This is a genomic window from Haloterrigena sp. H1 (genome assembly GCF_005938085.1).
In the GTDB taxonomy this organism is placed as follows: Archaea; Halobacteriota; Halobacteria; order Halobacteriales; family Natrialbaceae; genus Natrinema.
Genome location: NZ_SMZK01000001.1, coordinates 2,448,176 through 2,461,841 on the forward strand (window position 1 = coordinate 2,448,176; position 13,666 = coordinate 2,461,841).

The window sequence follows — 13,666 nt, forward strand, 5'->3', positions numbered from 1 at the left end:
CCATCGTCAGTGCGCGCGAGCGCTCGAGCGAACTCGATCGGGGTCAAGCGGGCAGAATTCGCGATCACTGCTCGAGAGCAACGGCGATCGGCGGGCTCGTGCTATACAGTATTAGGAAGTATGGTCGGATAATAGGTCGACGCTGTCGGGCGATTTTCGAAAGTCAACAAACGATTGTGATGGTATCGATCGACGATCACCGTCGGAGACAGCGGTAGTTTTATATATGTCGTCGCACCTGGGATTCAGATACAATGTCTTCACAAGACAGCCCATCCTCTGACAACAGTCAGGGGGGTCGAGTTCTTCCAGGGCACGTTAGATTCCACTGACGAAATAGAGTCAGCACGTGTCTTCGATACGACCCTCCGGGACGGCGAGCAGTCGCCCGGCACTTCGTTCTCTTACGACGATAAACGGCAGATCGCGTCCATCTTGGACGAGATGGGAACCCACGTCATCGAGGCCGGGTTCCCCGTTAACTCGGACGCGGAGTTCGAGGCCGTTCGTGATATCGCTTCGGCAACCAGTTCGACGACCTGTGGCTTAGCCCGCGTCGTCGACAAGGACATCGAAGCGGCACTCGATTCCGGCGTCGAGATGGTGCATACGTTCGTATCCACCAGCGACGTCCAGATCGAGGATTCGATGCACGCCACCCGTGAGGAGGTCGTAGAACGCGCAGTCGAGTCGGTCGAACGCATCACCGAGGCAGGCGCAACCTGCATGTTCTCGCCGATGGATGCGACGCGAACCGACGAACAGTTCCTGATCGAGGTCATCGAGGCGGTCACCGAGGCCGGAACCGACTGGATCAACATTCCCGACACCACCGGCGTGGCGACGCCGACCCGGTTCAAGGCCATGATCGAGAAGGTCCTGGCCCACACCGACGCCCGGATCGACGTCCACGCCCACGACGACTTCGGGCTGGCCACCGCCAACGCCTTGGCCGGCATCGAAGCGGGCGCGTCCCAGGCGCAAGTGTCGGTCAACTCCATCGGTGAGCGGGCCGGCAACGCCGCCTACGAGGAGTTCGTGATGGCCGTCGAGTCGCTCTACCAGACCGACACGGGGATCGACACGACGCGAATTACCGAGCTCTCGGAGATCGTCGAGGAGAAAAGCGGGATGCCGACACCGGGCAACAAGCCCGTCGTCGGCGACAACGCCTTCTCCCACGAGAGCGGCATCCACGCCGCCGGCGTCATCGAAAACTCCGATACCTTCGAGCCCGGCGTCATGACCCCCGAAATGATCGGTGCCGAGCGCAAGCTCGTCATGGGGAAACACACCGGTACCCACTCGGTCCGCGAGCGGCTCGTCGAGTGTGGCTTCGACCCTACCGACGAGCAGGTCCGCGCCGTCACCCGGCGGGTCAAAGACTACGGGGCGGAGAAGCGCCGCGTCACCGTCGACGTCTTAGAGCGCTTCGCCAAGGAGGCTGGCGTCGAACGCCAGTCCGAGGAAGAGGAGGTGCGCGTCTGAGGGATGTCCTCCCCGTTTTCCACCGGCCGCGAGCACCGGCTATCGCGTTCGATCCCGAGAACTGGCGCGACTCGTAAGCGTTATACTCCTCGAGAGAGCTACGTAATCAGTAATGACGGTTCGCGCTTCCCTGTCGGCTCGTGTCCGCACAGCCGACACCAGCGCGCTCGCTCCGATTCGTATTGTAGGGGCGTCCTAGCCCCATCTTCAGTACTTCGCAGCTTCGGACCGGCATCCGCATCGTTCTCCGAGCGATCAGCAATCCACCAGATGACACACTACCGTACACCACCCGATCGCCGCACACCGGCGGGAGGTAATCGATGAGCGAACGCGCAGCAAAGGTCACGCCAACAGACGACGAACAGACCGAGGAGCAGATCGCCGACAGTGCCGCGCCCGACGCGGCGACCGAGTCCGACTCGGCAGCCGATGCCGAGTCCGAGACGACGACCGAACCCGTCACGTCGGGTGCCGAGTCAGTCGTCCGCGCACTCGAGAACGCGGGCGTCGAGTACGCCTTCGGCGTCCAGGGCGGGGCGATCATGCCCGTCTACGACGTCCTCTACGATTCGGACATCCGGCACGTGACGATGGCCCACGAACAGGGCGCAGCGCATGCCGCCGACGCCTACGGCATCGTCTCGGGCGAGCCGGGTGTCTGTCTCGCGACGTCAGGGCCGGGGGCGACCAACCTCGTCACCGGCATTGCCGACGCCGATATGGACTCGGACCCGCTGCTCGCGCTGACGGGACAGGTGCCGACGGAGTTCGTCGGCAACGACGCCTTCCAGGAGACCGACACCACCGGCGTCACGACGCCGATCACGAAGGACAACACCTTCTCGAGCGACGCCGACCACGTCGGCAGCGACGTCAGCGAGGCGTTCGCCCTCGCCGGCGAGGGCCGACCGGGGCCGACCCTGGTCGACCTCCCCAAAGACGTCACCAACGGCGAGACCGACCGCGAGCCCGACGAGCCGAAAACGCCCGACACCTACCACGTGCAAGAACGGGCCGACTCGGAAATCGTCGCGGCCGCGGCCGAGCGGATCGAGAACGCAGATCGTCCCGTCATGCTGCTCGGCGGCGGCGTTATCAAAGGTGAGGCCAGCGAGGCCTGTCGCGAGTTCGCCATCGAACACGAGATTCCGGTCATCACCACGATGCCCGGCCTCGGCGCGTTCCCCGAGGACCACGAGCTGTCCCTCGAAATGGCGGGCATGCACGGCACCGGCTATGCCAACATGGCGATCACCCACTGTGATACGCTGATCGGGATCGGGACCCGATTCGACGACCGCCTGACCGGCGGCATCGAGACCTTCGCGCCCGACGCGGAGGTCATCCACGTCGACATCGACCCCGCCGAGATCTCGAAGAATATCTACGCGGACTACCCGCTAGTCGGCGACGCCGAAACCGTCGTCGAGCAACTCGCCGAGGCGGTCGACGAGTCACCGGAAGTCAAGAAGTGGCGTGCCCAGTGCCAGCAGTGGAAATCCGACTACTCGATGGCCTACGAGGCACCCGAGGACGCGCCGGTCCAGCCGGAGTTCGTCGTCGAAGCCTTAGACGAAGCCACGAGCGACCGAGCGATCGTCACCACCGGCGTCGGCCAACACCAGATGTGGGCCGCCCAGTACTGGACCTACACCGAACCGCGAACCTGGGTCTCGAGTCACGGTCTCGGGACGATGGGCTACGGCCTGCCCGCGGCCATCGGCGCGCGGCTGGCAGCTGACGACGACCAGGAGGTCGTCTGTGTCGACGGTGACGGCTCGTTCCTGATGACGCTGCAGGGACTCTCCGTGGCCGTCCGCGAGAACTTGGACATCACGGTCGCCGTGCTCAACAACGAGTACATCGGCATGGTCCGCCAGTGGCAGGACGCCTTCTTCGAGGGCCGCCACGCCGCTTCGGACTACAACTGGATGCCCGAGTTCGACAAGCTCGCCGAAGCCTTCGGCGCTTGTGGCTTCCGAATCGACGACTACGACGACGTCGCCGACACCATCGAGGAGGCACTCGCCTACGACGGCCCCTCGGTGATCGACGTCCACATTGATCCCGACGCCAACGTCTACCCGATGGTGCCAAGTGGCGGCGACAACGGTCAGTTCGCACTGACGGAGGACCAATTATGAAACGCGGATTAGAAGGCCCACCACCGGAAGAGCGACCGACGCCCGCGGGACGGCGAAACAAGCAGGGAATTCGCATCGACCCCGAAGTCGAGGCGACCCACGATCCCCGGCGTACCGTAATCTCGGCGCTGGTCGAACACGAACCCGGCGTGCTCTCGGACGTCTCGGGACTGTTCTCGAGACGGCAGTTCAACATCGAGAGTCTGACCGTTGGCCCCACCGAAGACGAGGATCGCGCGCGGATCACGATCGTCGTCGAGGAGCCCGACCCCGGGATCGACCAGGTCGAAAAACAGCTGCGAAAGCTCGTGCCGGTCATCTCCGTGCGCGAACTCGAGCCCGACGCGATGCGCCGCGAGCTGGCGCTCGTGAAAGTCGACGCCGAGGATCCTGCATCGGTCAGCGCCGTCGCGGACATGTACGACGCGACGGCCGTCGACTCGAGTCCGGAGACGGCGACCTTCGAGATCACTGGCTCGCGCCAGAAGATCGAGGCCGCCGTCGAGACGTTCAGCCAGTTCGGCATCCGAGAGGTGTCCCGGACGGGGCTGACGGCGATGGCTCGTGGCACCGACCAGACCGCTGCGGCCGACCTGACAGCACAGCCCGCCGACGAGGCGAAGTATGGCGACCATACCCAACCAGCAGACGATGACTGACGAATTCACCACCGATATTTATTACGACGACGACGCAGACGTATCGACGCTTGACGACGAGACCGTGGCCGTACTGGGCTACGGGAGCCAGGGTCACGCCCACGCGCTGAACCTCCACGAGAGTGGGGTCGACGTAGTCGTCGGCCTGCGCGAGGACTCCTCCTCGCGATCGGCCGCCGAAGCTGACGGCCTCACCGTCGAAGCGCCCGCCGACGCGGTCGCACAGGCCTCCTACGTATCCGTCCTCGTGCCCGACACCGTCCAGGCGTCGGTCTACGAGAACGCCATCGCGCCCAACCTCGAGGCCGGTGACACGTTGCAGTTCGCCCACGGGCTGAACATCCACTACAATCAGATCGAGCCGCCGGAAGACGTCGACGTGACGATGGTCGCGCCCAAGAGCCCGGGCCACCTCGTTCGCCGCAACTACGAGAACGACGAAGGGACGCCCGGCCTGCTGGCGGTCTATCAGGACACCACTGGCGACGCACAGGAGCGTGCCCTCGCGTACGCGAAGGGGATCGGCTGTACCCGCGCCGGCGTCATCGAGACGACGTTCCAGGAAGAGGTCGAATCGGACCTCTTCGGCGAGCAGGCCGTCCTCTGTGGCGGCGTCACCTCGCTGGTCAAACACGGCTACGAGACGCTGGTCGACGCGGGCTACTCGCCGGAGATTGCCTACTTCGAGTGTCTCAACGAACTCAAACTGATCGTCGATCTGATGTACGAAGGCGGCAACATGGAGATGTGGAACTCCGTCTCCGACACCGCCGAGTACGGCGGTCTCACCCGTGGCGACCGCGTTGTCGACGACTCCGTCCGTGAGAACATGGACGAGATCCTCGAGGAAATCCAGAACGGCGAGTTCACGCGCGAATGGATCGTCGAGAACCAGGCTGGCCGCCCGAGCTACGGCCAGCTGCGCAACGCCGAACAGAACCACGAGATCGAAGACGTCGGCGAGCGACTGCGCGACCTGTTCGCCTGGGCCGAGGACGACGAAACCGAAGACGAGTCCGTCCAGGTGCAAGCCGACGACTAACCGAAAACGGAGAGCGACCAACCATGAACGAAACCGACACCACAACAGACACGATGGCCGACGTCAGCCACACGAACCCCTACACTGGGGAGACGGCTGGCCGGCTGTTCAACCGCGGGCCGATCGTCGCCGCTGACGGGGGCGAAGCGGAGGCCAACGGGAACGGGCGTACCGACAAGAAACAGACGATGCGCGACGTCGACCACACGCCGCCGAAACAGGCCGACGACGCGAACCGCGTCTTCGAGCGCGGGACCGAACACGGCGAGCACACCGACCGTGAGACGGTCGTAGAGGACGAGGAATGAGCGAGGGAACACTGTACGACAAGGTCTGGGATCGACACAAAGTCACCACGCTTCCGACTGGACAGGATCAGCTGTTCATCGGGCTGCACCTCATCCACGAGGTTACGAGCCCGCAGGCGTTCGGGATGCTCCGCGAGCGCGACCTCGAGGTCGCCTTCCCGAAGCTGACTCACGCGACGGTCGACCACATCGTCCCGACGTCCGACCAGTCCCGTCCCTACGAGGAGGACGCGGCCGAAGAGATGATGTCCGAACTCGAGGAGAACGCCCGCGAGGCGGGCATCGAGTTTTCGGACCCGACGACGGGCGATCAGGGGATTGTCCACGTCATCGGCCCAGAGCAGGGCCTGACTCAGCCCGGCAAGACGATCGTCTGTGGCGACTCGCATACCAGCACCCACGGCGCTTTCGGCGCACTCGCGTTCGGGATCGGGACCTCCCAGATCCGCGACGTGCTCGCGACGGGCAGCGTCGCCATGGAGAAACAGAAGGTCCGCAAGATCCAGGTCGACGGCGAACTCGGCGAGGGTGTCGAAGCCAAAGACATCATCTTAGAGATCATCCGACGACTCGGAACGGAAGGCGGCGTCGGCTACGTCTACGAGTACGCCGGCAAGGCCATCGAGAACCTCGGCATGGAAGGCCGGATGTCGATCTGTAACATGTCCATCGAGGGCGGTGCTCGTGCGGGCTACGTCAACCCCGACGAGACCACCTACGAGTGGCTCGAAGAGACCGACTACTTCCAGGAGAACCCCGAGAAGTTCGACGAGCTCAAACCCTACTGGGAGTCGATCGCGTCGGACGAGGACGCCGAGTACGACGACGTCGTCCACATCGACGCGAGCGAGCTCGAGCCGGTCGTCACCTGGGGCACCACGCCCGGCCAGGGCGTCGGCGTCACCGAGCCGATTCCGGCACCCGAGGACTTGCCCGAGGAGAAACAGGACACAGCCCGGCGCGCACAGGAACACATGCGCGTCGAGCCAGGCGAGACGATGGAGGGCTACGACATCGACGTCGCCTTCCTCGGCTCCTGTACGAACGCCCGCCTGCCGGACCTGCGACGCGCCGCGAACATTATCGAAGGCCGACAGGTCGACGACGACGTCCGCGCGATGGTCGTTCCCGGCAGCCAGCGCGTCCAACACGCCGCCGAGGAAGAAGGTCTCAAGGACACGTTCGAGGAAGCCGGCTTCGAGTGGCGCAATGCCGGCTGTTCGATGTGTCTCGGCATGAACGAAGACCAACTCGAGGGCGATGAGGCAAGCGCCTCCTCCTCGAACCGAAACTTCGTCGGCCGGCAGGGTTCGAAAGAAGGCCGAACCGTACTGATGAACCCACAGATGGTCGCTGCGGCGGCAGTCACTGGGGAAGTGACTGACGTGCGCGACCTCAAGGAGGTGACCGTCGCATGAGCGGAAGCGACGAAGTCGAGATTCCGGAAGTCGATTACGTCTCGGGGTCGGGCATCCCGATCCGAGGAAACGACATCGACACGGACCAGATCATCCCCGCGCGGTTCATGAAGGTCGTCACCTTCGACGGGCTGGGCGAGTTCGCCTTCTTCGACCTGCGCTTCGACGACGACGACAACCCCAAAGACCACCCGATGAACGAGGATCGGTTCCAGGACTCGTCGGTGATGGTCGTCAACGCCAACTTCGGCTGTGGCTCCTCGCGCGAGCACGCTCCCCAAGCGCTGATGCGCTGGGGCATCGACGCGATCATCGGCGAGAGCTTCGCCGAGATTTTCGCTGGTAACTGTCTGGCGCTCGGTATTCCGACCGTCACGGCGGACAGCGAGACGATCCAGGAACTGCAGGACTGGGTCGATGCAAACCCTGACGGCGAGATCGAGATCGATGTCGAAGCCGAGGAAGTGACCTACGGTGACACCACGATCGACGTCACCGTCGACGAGGCCCAGCGCAAGGCCCTCGTCGAAGGCGTCTGGGACACGACGGCGCTGATGAAGTCCAACGCCGACGCAGTCCGCGAGAAGGCCAAAGAACTCCCCTACGTCGACGACGCGGCGATTCCCGAAGCGGAGTAAGGAATCCGATTTCGCGACTCGGTTTCGACCGGTCGCTCCGTTCTTCGGTCGTTCTGACTCGAGTCGAACCGCCGACGCCTCGAGTCGCCACTCTCCACTTGCTGTTACGAACGCGGTGAGAGGCCACGGAACCGCGAGATACTTCGGACGATAGCCCGGAACAACGTGTATGTCTCGCTCCCTCGACGTGCCCCTTTTCGTGTTCCTCGCCGTTCTCTGGGGGCTTTCGTTTCCAGCGATTTCGATCGGCCTCGAGCATCTGCCGCCGCTACTGTTCGCAGCCGTTCGGTACGACATCGCGGCGGTTTTGCTCCTGGCCTACGCTGCCACTCAAGTCGATGGCTGGGTGCCGACTCGCCGGAACGATCTGGCGGCTGTTACGGGCGGCGGTATCTTTCTGATCGGCGGCAACGGCTTGCTCTTTCTGGCCCAGCAGACCGTCCCGAGCGGCGTCGCCGCGATCATTCAGGGACTGGTTCCCATCATCACCGCGTTGTGGGCAGTAGTGCTGCTCGGTGAGCGACTCTCGCCGCTCGGTGCCGTCGGGGCCGCGATCGGCTTTTTCGGCGTCGCGCTCGTCGTCCAGCCCGATCCAAACAACCTGTTGGCGGGCGATACCCTCGGCCGACTGCTCGTCGTCGGACAGGTGTGCAGTATCGCGCTTGGCGGGGTCCTGATTCAGCGCGCTGGCCCGACTATCGAGCGTGGGGCACTGGTCGGCTGGTCGATGGGCATCGGCAGCGTCGTCTTACACGCCGCCAGTCTCGCCGCAGGTGAGCTACCATCGCCGTCGCTCGTCGTCCCCACCGCAGTCGGCGCGCTCGTCTATCTCGGCGTCTTCGCGACCGCCATCGCCTTCCTGATCTACTTCCGGATCCTCGAGAAACACGGTGCGTTCGAGGCAGCGCTGGTCGGCTACGCCGTTCCGATCGTCGCAACGGTTGCAGGCGTCGTATTTCTCGAGGAGTCGATCAGTACGGTGACGGTCGCCGGGTTCGGACTGGTCGTCGTCGGGTTCACGTTGCTCAAACGACGTGCGATCGCCAACGCAGTCGGAATCAGCACTGGCGTCGGAAGTCCCTAAGCGACGACCAGTCCGGCAATCGATACCCTCTTTTCGGCCCCGCGACGATGGTTGGCCATGACTCACGAAATCGCCGTGATTCCGGGCGACGGAATCGGTAAAGAAGTAACACCCGCTGCAGTCGAAGTCCTTGAGACGCTCGACATCGACTTCGAGTTCATCGAAGCGGAAGCCGGCGACGCGGTCAAAGAAGAGACTGGCGAGGCGCTCCCACAGGAGACCTACGACCTCGCGGCGTCGGCCGACGCGACGCTGTTCGGCGCGGCCGGCGAGACGGCCGCGGACGTCATCCTGCCGCTGCGCGAAGCGGTCGACTCGTTCGTCAACGTCCGGCCCGCGAAGGCGTATCCGGGGATCGACGCCGTCCGCCCCGAAACGGATCTGCTCTTCCTCCGGGAGAACACCGAGGGCGTCTATTCGGGCCACGAAGACCGTCTGACCGACGACGTCTCGACGCTCACCCGCGTCGTCACGGAGTCGGCCTCCGAACGGCTCGCCGAGTTTGCCTGTGACTTCGTCGCCGACAGCGACAAGCACGACAGCTTCACGATCGTCCACAAGGCCAACGTCATGCGTGAGACGGACGGACTCTTCCGTGACACTGTCAAGTCGGTCGCCGACGAGCAGGGCGTCGACACCGACGAAGTGCTGATGGACGCCTTCGCGACGCGGGTCTGTCTCGACCCCGAGCAGTTCGACGTCGTCGTCTGCCCGAACCTCGCGGGCGACGTGCTCTCGGACCTCGCTGCTGGCCTCGTCGGCGGGCTCGGCCTGCTGCCGTCGGCCAACATCGGCCCCGAGCGCGCCCTGTTCGAGCCGGTCCACGGTACTGCACCCGACATCGCCGGTGAGAGCGTCGCGAACCCGGCTGCGAAGATCATCTCCGCCGCGATGATGCTCGAGTACCTCGGCTACGAAGAAGAGAGCGAGGCCGTCAACGCGGCCGTCGAAGCCACGCTCGCCGAAGGGCCGCGCACGCCCGATCTGGGTGGAGACGCGTCGACCGAGGACGTGACCGCCGCGGTCATCGACCGACTGTAGCGCTGCTGGCCGCTCTACAGCAACAGCACGGCCGTGATGATCGATTTTTGATATAGTGAAGAGTTATAGTCGCGAGTCGACTCGAGCCGATGTTTGTCCGCTACTTCAAACGATATCGAGCGTGTCCCGATCGGCACCGGCCAGTTCGACCAGCGCGTCGGCCTCGAGCAGGTGACACTCACCGGGAACGACGAGCAGGTGCAGTGGATCACCGAATTCTCGTTGTGCAAGTTCGGTCATCGTGCCGGCCTCGACGAGCGGCTCCGGGCTGCCCGCACGGGCGACGACGACGCCGACGAGATCGGGGTATTCCTCGGCGAGCAGTTCCGCGCCGACGTCAGCGGTCATGTACTCTTCACGTTCGGCTTTGATGTCCAGATAGACGACCGTGTGAAGGCCGTCAGCGCGGTTCTCGTCGATCGTCTCGGTTACGCTCGCGGGAAGCCCATCAGCACCGTGGGCGTAGGGGAAGGGAAGCGTCGTCGCCTTGCCGAACCGGTAGTTCTGGAGCCCGGTCAGCGAGCTGGTTGCCGTCTGAGCCGTGACGCCGTGAATGACCCGCGTTTCGACACCGCGCTCGTGGGCTCGCAGCCGCAGGTCGACGTGGGTCGTCGAGATCATCGTATCGCCCGCAGTCAGGAAGGCGACGTCCTCGTCTTCGGCCGCCTCGAGCATGTCTTCGGGGTGTTGTTCGACGCCGGCGCGGTCCCGGACGTCGATCTCGAGGTCGTGGGAGGACTCGAGGTCGTCGATCGTCGTCCCGATCAGCTGGCTGGTGTAGAACTCGGCATAGACGCGGTCGGCCGCCTGCAGGGCATCCCGCCCCTCGACGGTGATCGAACGCTCGTCGTAGAGACCGAGGCCGATGAAGGTGAGCATAGCCGCTCGTAGTCGTAGCGGCCGGAATACGCTTTCGAGATGCTCCCCTGTGAATCCAGCTCGCACATCGCCTCGAGCGGACAAGTGATTGAGACATTCATCGATGAAGGCACTCTCACAGTCGCTGGAGGTTCTATATAGCGAGTAGTGGTTTACCAACCGTGCTGTAGGGGAGCAGTCAGCGAAAACGTCAGCGTTACAGCGGCTCGCCGGCCAGTCCAAGTATGGAAGTTCCGTGCGTCCGCGTCACGCGTGAAGCCGGCGAAGCGACGCGTACGACGCTCGCCGACGCGGACCTGATCGACGACGACTATGAGATCGCCGTCGAGGACGGCTGGCTCTATATTCCAGTGACCGATCCCGACGCCGTTCAGGCGGTGCTCGAGGACGGTGAGATCGTTACCCGGACGGTCGACGAACGCGACACGCAGACGACGCCTGCCGATCTCCTCTCGTTCGAGCCGTCCTACGAACGGCTCGGCAGGGCCGCGCTCATCGACGAAGATGATTCCGAGCGCGCACGCGAGATCGCTGATGCCATCCTCGAGTCCGATCTCCCCGTCGAGACGGTGCTGAACAAGGCCTCGAAGGTGAAAGGCGAGACGCGCGTCCGCGACTGGGAGCTGCTCGCAGGCGAGAACACCGAGGTCGTCCACCGCGAGTACGGCTGTGAGTTCGTCTTAGATCTCGCCGAGGTGTACTTCTCCCCGCGGCTCGCGACCGAGCGCAACCGGGTCGCCGAGCAAGTCACGGAGGGCGAGCACGCCTTCGATATGTTCGCCGGTGTTGGCCCCTTTATCATCCCGTTCGCGAACCGCGGCGCGGAGTGTGTCGGCGTCGATATCAACGCCGACGCGATCGACTACCTGCGCGAGAACGCCCGGCGCAACGGGGTCGAAGACCGTGTGACGGCGATCAACGACGACGTTCGTGACGTCGCCACCGACTACGAGAATTGGGCCGACCGTATCATGATGAACCTCCCCCACAGCGCCGACGCATTCCTCGAGTCGGCTGTAACGCTCGCCGGCGACGACTGCGTCCTCCACTACTACGACATCCAGCACGAAGACGACCCGTTCGGGCCAGGCGAACGCGCGATCCGTGCGGCCGCCGAGCCCGAGTACGACGTGACCGTCGAGACGCGCCACACCGTCCGGTCGTACGCTCCCCACGAGCTGAACGTCTGTCTGGACGTGCGCCTCGAGCACTAATGCGACCGGAGTCCGTAACTCTCTGTCACAACTGGATCGATTCGCAACCCTTATGGCTGGTATCGGCCCTACGAATGAATGCAATCGCGCCGGTGTAGCTCAGACTGGCAGAGCGAATCCTTCGTAAGGATTAGGTCGAGGGTTCAAATCCCTCCACCGGCTCTTTTTGCGACGAACAAATCCGTAAGCGGCAACGCTGTCCAACGCCGTTCTGCGATTGAAGACCACTGTTGCTCTCACACCGTTACGAAGATTAGACGTACGGTGCGGGAAGCGTCGGCGTGACCAGTCGATCGTCGAACTCCGCCACCGAGAGCACCTCGAGGTCGCCCTTGCGTTCCCGTTTGGCGACCTCGTCGACGATCGACTCGAACGTATCGACATGGTAGCCGGCGTCCTCGAGGTCCCACATCGAGTGAAACAGCAACGTGACGACACCGGAGTGACGGACAGCTAGATCGAGCAGCCGGCTAGCAGCTGCCGGCTCGAGATTCCCACGTCGGGGAGCAAGCAGACGGTTTGGGACATGACCTGTTGCTGGCCATCCGGCGGCGAATCCGAGTCGGTGGTACTCGGCGGCGAGTTCGAGCGTCGTGGCGTCATAATTGCTGTACGGATAGGCGAAGTACTCGGCCCCGTCCGCGAACCCGTGGGCTGTGAGCCACTCCTTTGCATCGCGAATGCGCGCTTTTTGGGCGTCGCGCTCGAGTTCGTCCAGAGAGTCGTGTCGGTGCGCGTGGCTACAGATCGTCCAGCCATTGTCGTGGAGTTCGCTGAGCTGCTCGAGATTGAGCACACTTGACTCGCCGATGGTGGCTGGATTGACGAACGACGATGCGGGATAGCCATGCTCGGCGAGGATCGGACGGGCCTGCGTGTAGTCCGTGATGCTACCATCGTCGAACTGAAACAGCACCACCGGTGTTTCGGGCCGTGGGACCGACGAGAGTTCGTCACACCAGATCGACAGTGATTCGCCGCCACCGGTGTAGTGGACGATCCGGATTTCGGTGACGGCCGAGAGATCACAGCCGCCGTCGTGTTCGATCCCGAACGGATACAGCTGGATGGGGACGTTCGCGTGAACGGAGGCACGAACATCGAGCCGGTTTCGATCGGCGTCGAACAGTTGAATCTGTGGATAGACGGTCGCGGTCGTGCGCAGTGCCATCGACAGGGCCTGGCCGGCCAGATCGATCGGCTCGTCGAACGTTCTGCTGATCACTCCGCGCTTGTCGGACGGCCTGATGTAGAGTCGTGCGGCCTGCGACCCGGTGTAGTACGTCGATTCGTCCGCGATCAGCGTTCCACCGTAGCTGGTCCACGGCGAGAGATCCTCGAAGTCGTCGAGCGTACTGGCCCGCTCAGGCTGACCGGGCCGGGTATCGACGGGATCGTCATCGACCGGCTCATGGGTCGTCGATTCGTTGCCGCTCGAGTCGGTGTGTGTGTTGGTTGCCGTCTCGATTCCGGTACACCCTGCGAGACAACTCCCGATCGCAACACCTGCAAGCAGCATCTCTCGGCGGTGCATACCGTCGCAATTCCCCCACGACTTATTCGTTAATTACGGCGAATCTCATCTCTCAGCGAATTTAGTGGCCCATTATATGCCAGTACAGAACTGACATCCGGCGGCCCGTTCGGACTCGAGCGAAATCCTCGCGTATCGGCCATCGTCAACAATAAATCAAATATAGCGATATGAAATCTAGCGAGATAGTGCGGAGCGAGAGTACACCAGATGG

At 63.6% G+C, this 13,666-nt stretch carries 12 protein-coding genes and 1 tRNA gene; 11 read left to right on the forward strand and 2 right to left on the reverse strand.

Translation table 11 applies throughout. The features are described 5' to 3' along the window. Positions 1 to 279 precede the first annotated feature (279 nt). The 9 genes from E2L06_RS12225 to E2L06_RS12265 all read left to right on the forward strand — a co-directional run bounded on the left by E2L06_RS12225 (position 280) and on the right by E2L06_RS12265 (position 9,825). Positions 280 to 1,488 (forward strand): LeuA family protein, encoded by a 1,209-nt coding sequence (locus E2L06_RS12225; RefSeq protein ID WP_249361455.1) that lies wholly within the window; start codon positions 280 to 282, stop codon positions 1,486 to 1,488. 323 nt (positions 1,489 to 1,811) lie between these two features. Then, complete coding sequence (gene ilvB / locus E2L06_RS12230; RefSeq protein WP_138781815.1) at positions 1,812 to 3,635, forward strand: biosynthetic-type acetolactate synthase large subunit; 1,824 nt, start codon at positions 1,812 to 1,814, stop codon at positions 3,633 to 3,635. After that, positions 3,632 to 4,294 carry an acetolactate synthase small subunit gene (ilvN, locus tag E2L06_RS12235; protein WP_138781817.1) on the forward strand — a complete coding sequence of 221 codons (663 nt, stop codon included), beginning with the start codon at positions 3,632 to 3,634 and terminating at the stop codon, positions 4,292 to 4,294. Before ilvB ends, ilvN begins: the two co-directional genes overlap by 4 nt. Further along, entirely contained in the window at positions 4,287 to 5,336 is a 1,050-nt protein-coding gene (ilvC, locus tag E2L06_RS12240; protein ID WP_138782552.1) for a ketol-acid reductoisomerase, read from the forward strand. The genes ilvN and ilvC overlap by 8 nt, the downstream gene beginning before the upstream one ends. 23 nt (positions 5,337 to 5,359) lie before the next feature. After that, complete coding sequence (locus E2L06_RS12245; protein ID WP_138781819.1) at positions 5,360 to 5,644, forward strand: hypothetical protein; 285 nt, start codon at positions 5,360 to 5,362, stop codon at positions 5,642 to 5,644. Further along, on the forward strand, positions 5,641 to 7,062 hold the full coding sequence (gene leuC / locus E2L06_RS12250; protein WP_138781821.1) for a 3-isopropylmalate dehydratase large subunit: 1,422 nt from the start codon (positions 5,641 to 5,643) through the stop codon (positions 7,060 to 7,062). The genes E2L06_RS12245 and leuC overlap by 4 nt, the downstream gene beginning before the upstream one ends. Beyond that, complete coding sequence (leuD, locus tag E2L06_RS12255; protein WP_138781823.1) at positions 7,059 to 7,700, forward strand: 3-isopropylmalate dehydratase small subunit; 642 nt, start codon at positions 7,059 to 7,061, stop codon at positions 7,698 to 7,700. The genes leuC and leuD overlap by 4 nt, the downstream gene beginning before the upstream one ends. Before the next feature lie 169 nt (positions 7,701 to 7,869). Further along, positions 7,870 to 8,784 carry a DMT family transporter gene (locus E2L06_RS12260; protein WP_138781825.1) on the forward strand — a complete coding sequence of 305 codons (915 nt, stop codon included), beginning with the start codon at positions 7,870 to 7,872 and terminating at the stop codon, positions 8,782 to 8,784. Positions 8,785 to 8,841: 57 nt separating this feature from the next. Further along, a complete protein-coding gene (locus tag E2L06_RS12265) occupies positions 8,842 to 9,825 on the forward strand; it encodes an isocitrate/isopropylmalate dehydrogenase family protein (RefSeq protein WP_138781827.1) in 984 nt (327 codons plus the stop codon). 105 nt (positions 9,826 to 9,930) lie between these two features. On the opposite strand, the gene dph5 is transcribed toward E2L06_RS12265, so the two are convergent. Next, on the reverse strand, positions 9,931 to 10,704 hold the full coding sequence (gene dph5 / locus E2L06_RS12270; RefSeq protein ID WP_138781829.1) for a diphthine synthase: 774 nt from the start codon (positions 10,702 to 10,704) through the stop codon (positions 9,931 to 9,933). 224 nt (positions 10,705 to 10,928) lie between these two features. Between dph5 and E2L06_RS12275 the strand changes: the two genes are divergently transcribed. Together E2L06_RS12275 and E2L06_RS12280 are read left to right on the forward strand one after the other, a co-directional pair. Continuing rightward, complete coding sequence (locus E2L06_RS12275; protein ID WP_138781831.1) at positions 10,929 to 11,918, forward strand: class I SAM-dependent methyltransferase family protein; 990 nt, start codon at positions 10,929 to 10,931, stop codon at positions 11,916 to 11,918. A gap of 88 nt (positions 11,919 to 12,006) precedes the next feature. Next, a tRNA-Thr gene (locus tag E2L06_RS12280) sits at positions 12,007 to 12,080 on the forward strand. Positions 12,081 to 12,171: 91 nt separating this feature from the next. Here the strand turns inward: E2L06_RS12280 and E2L06_RS12285 are convergent. Next, entirely contained in the window at positions 12,172 to 13,452 is a 1,281-nt protein-coding gene (locus E2L06_RS12285; protein WP_138781833.1) for a polysaccharide deacetylase family protein, read from the reverse strand. Positions 13,453 to 13,666 lie beyond the last annotated feature (214 nt).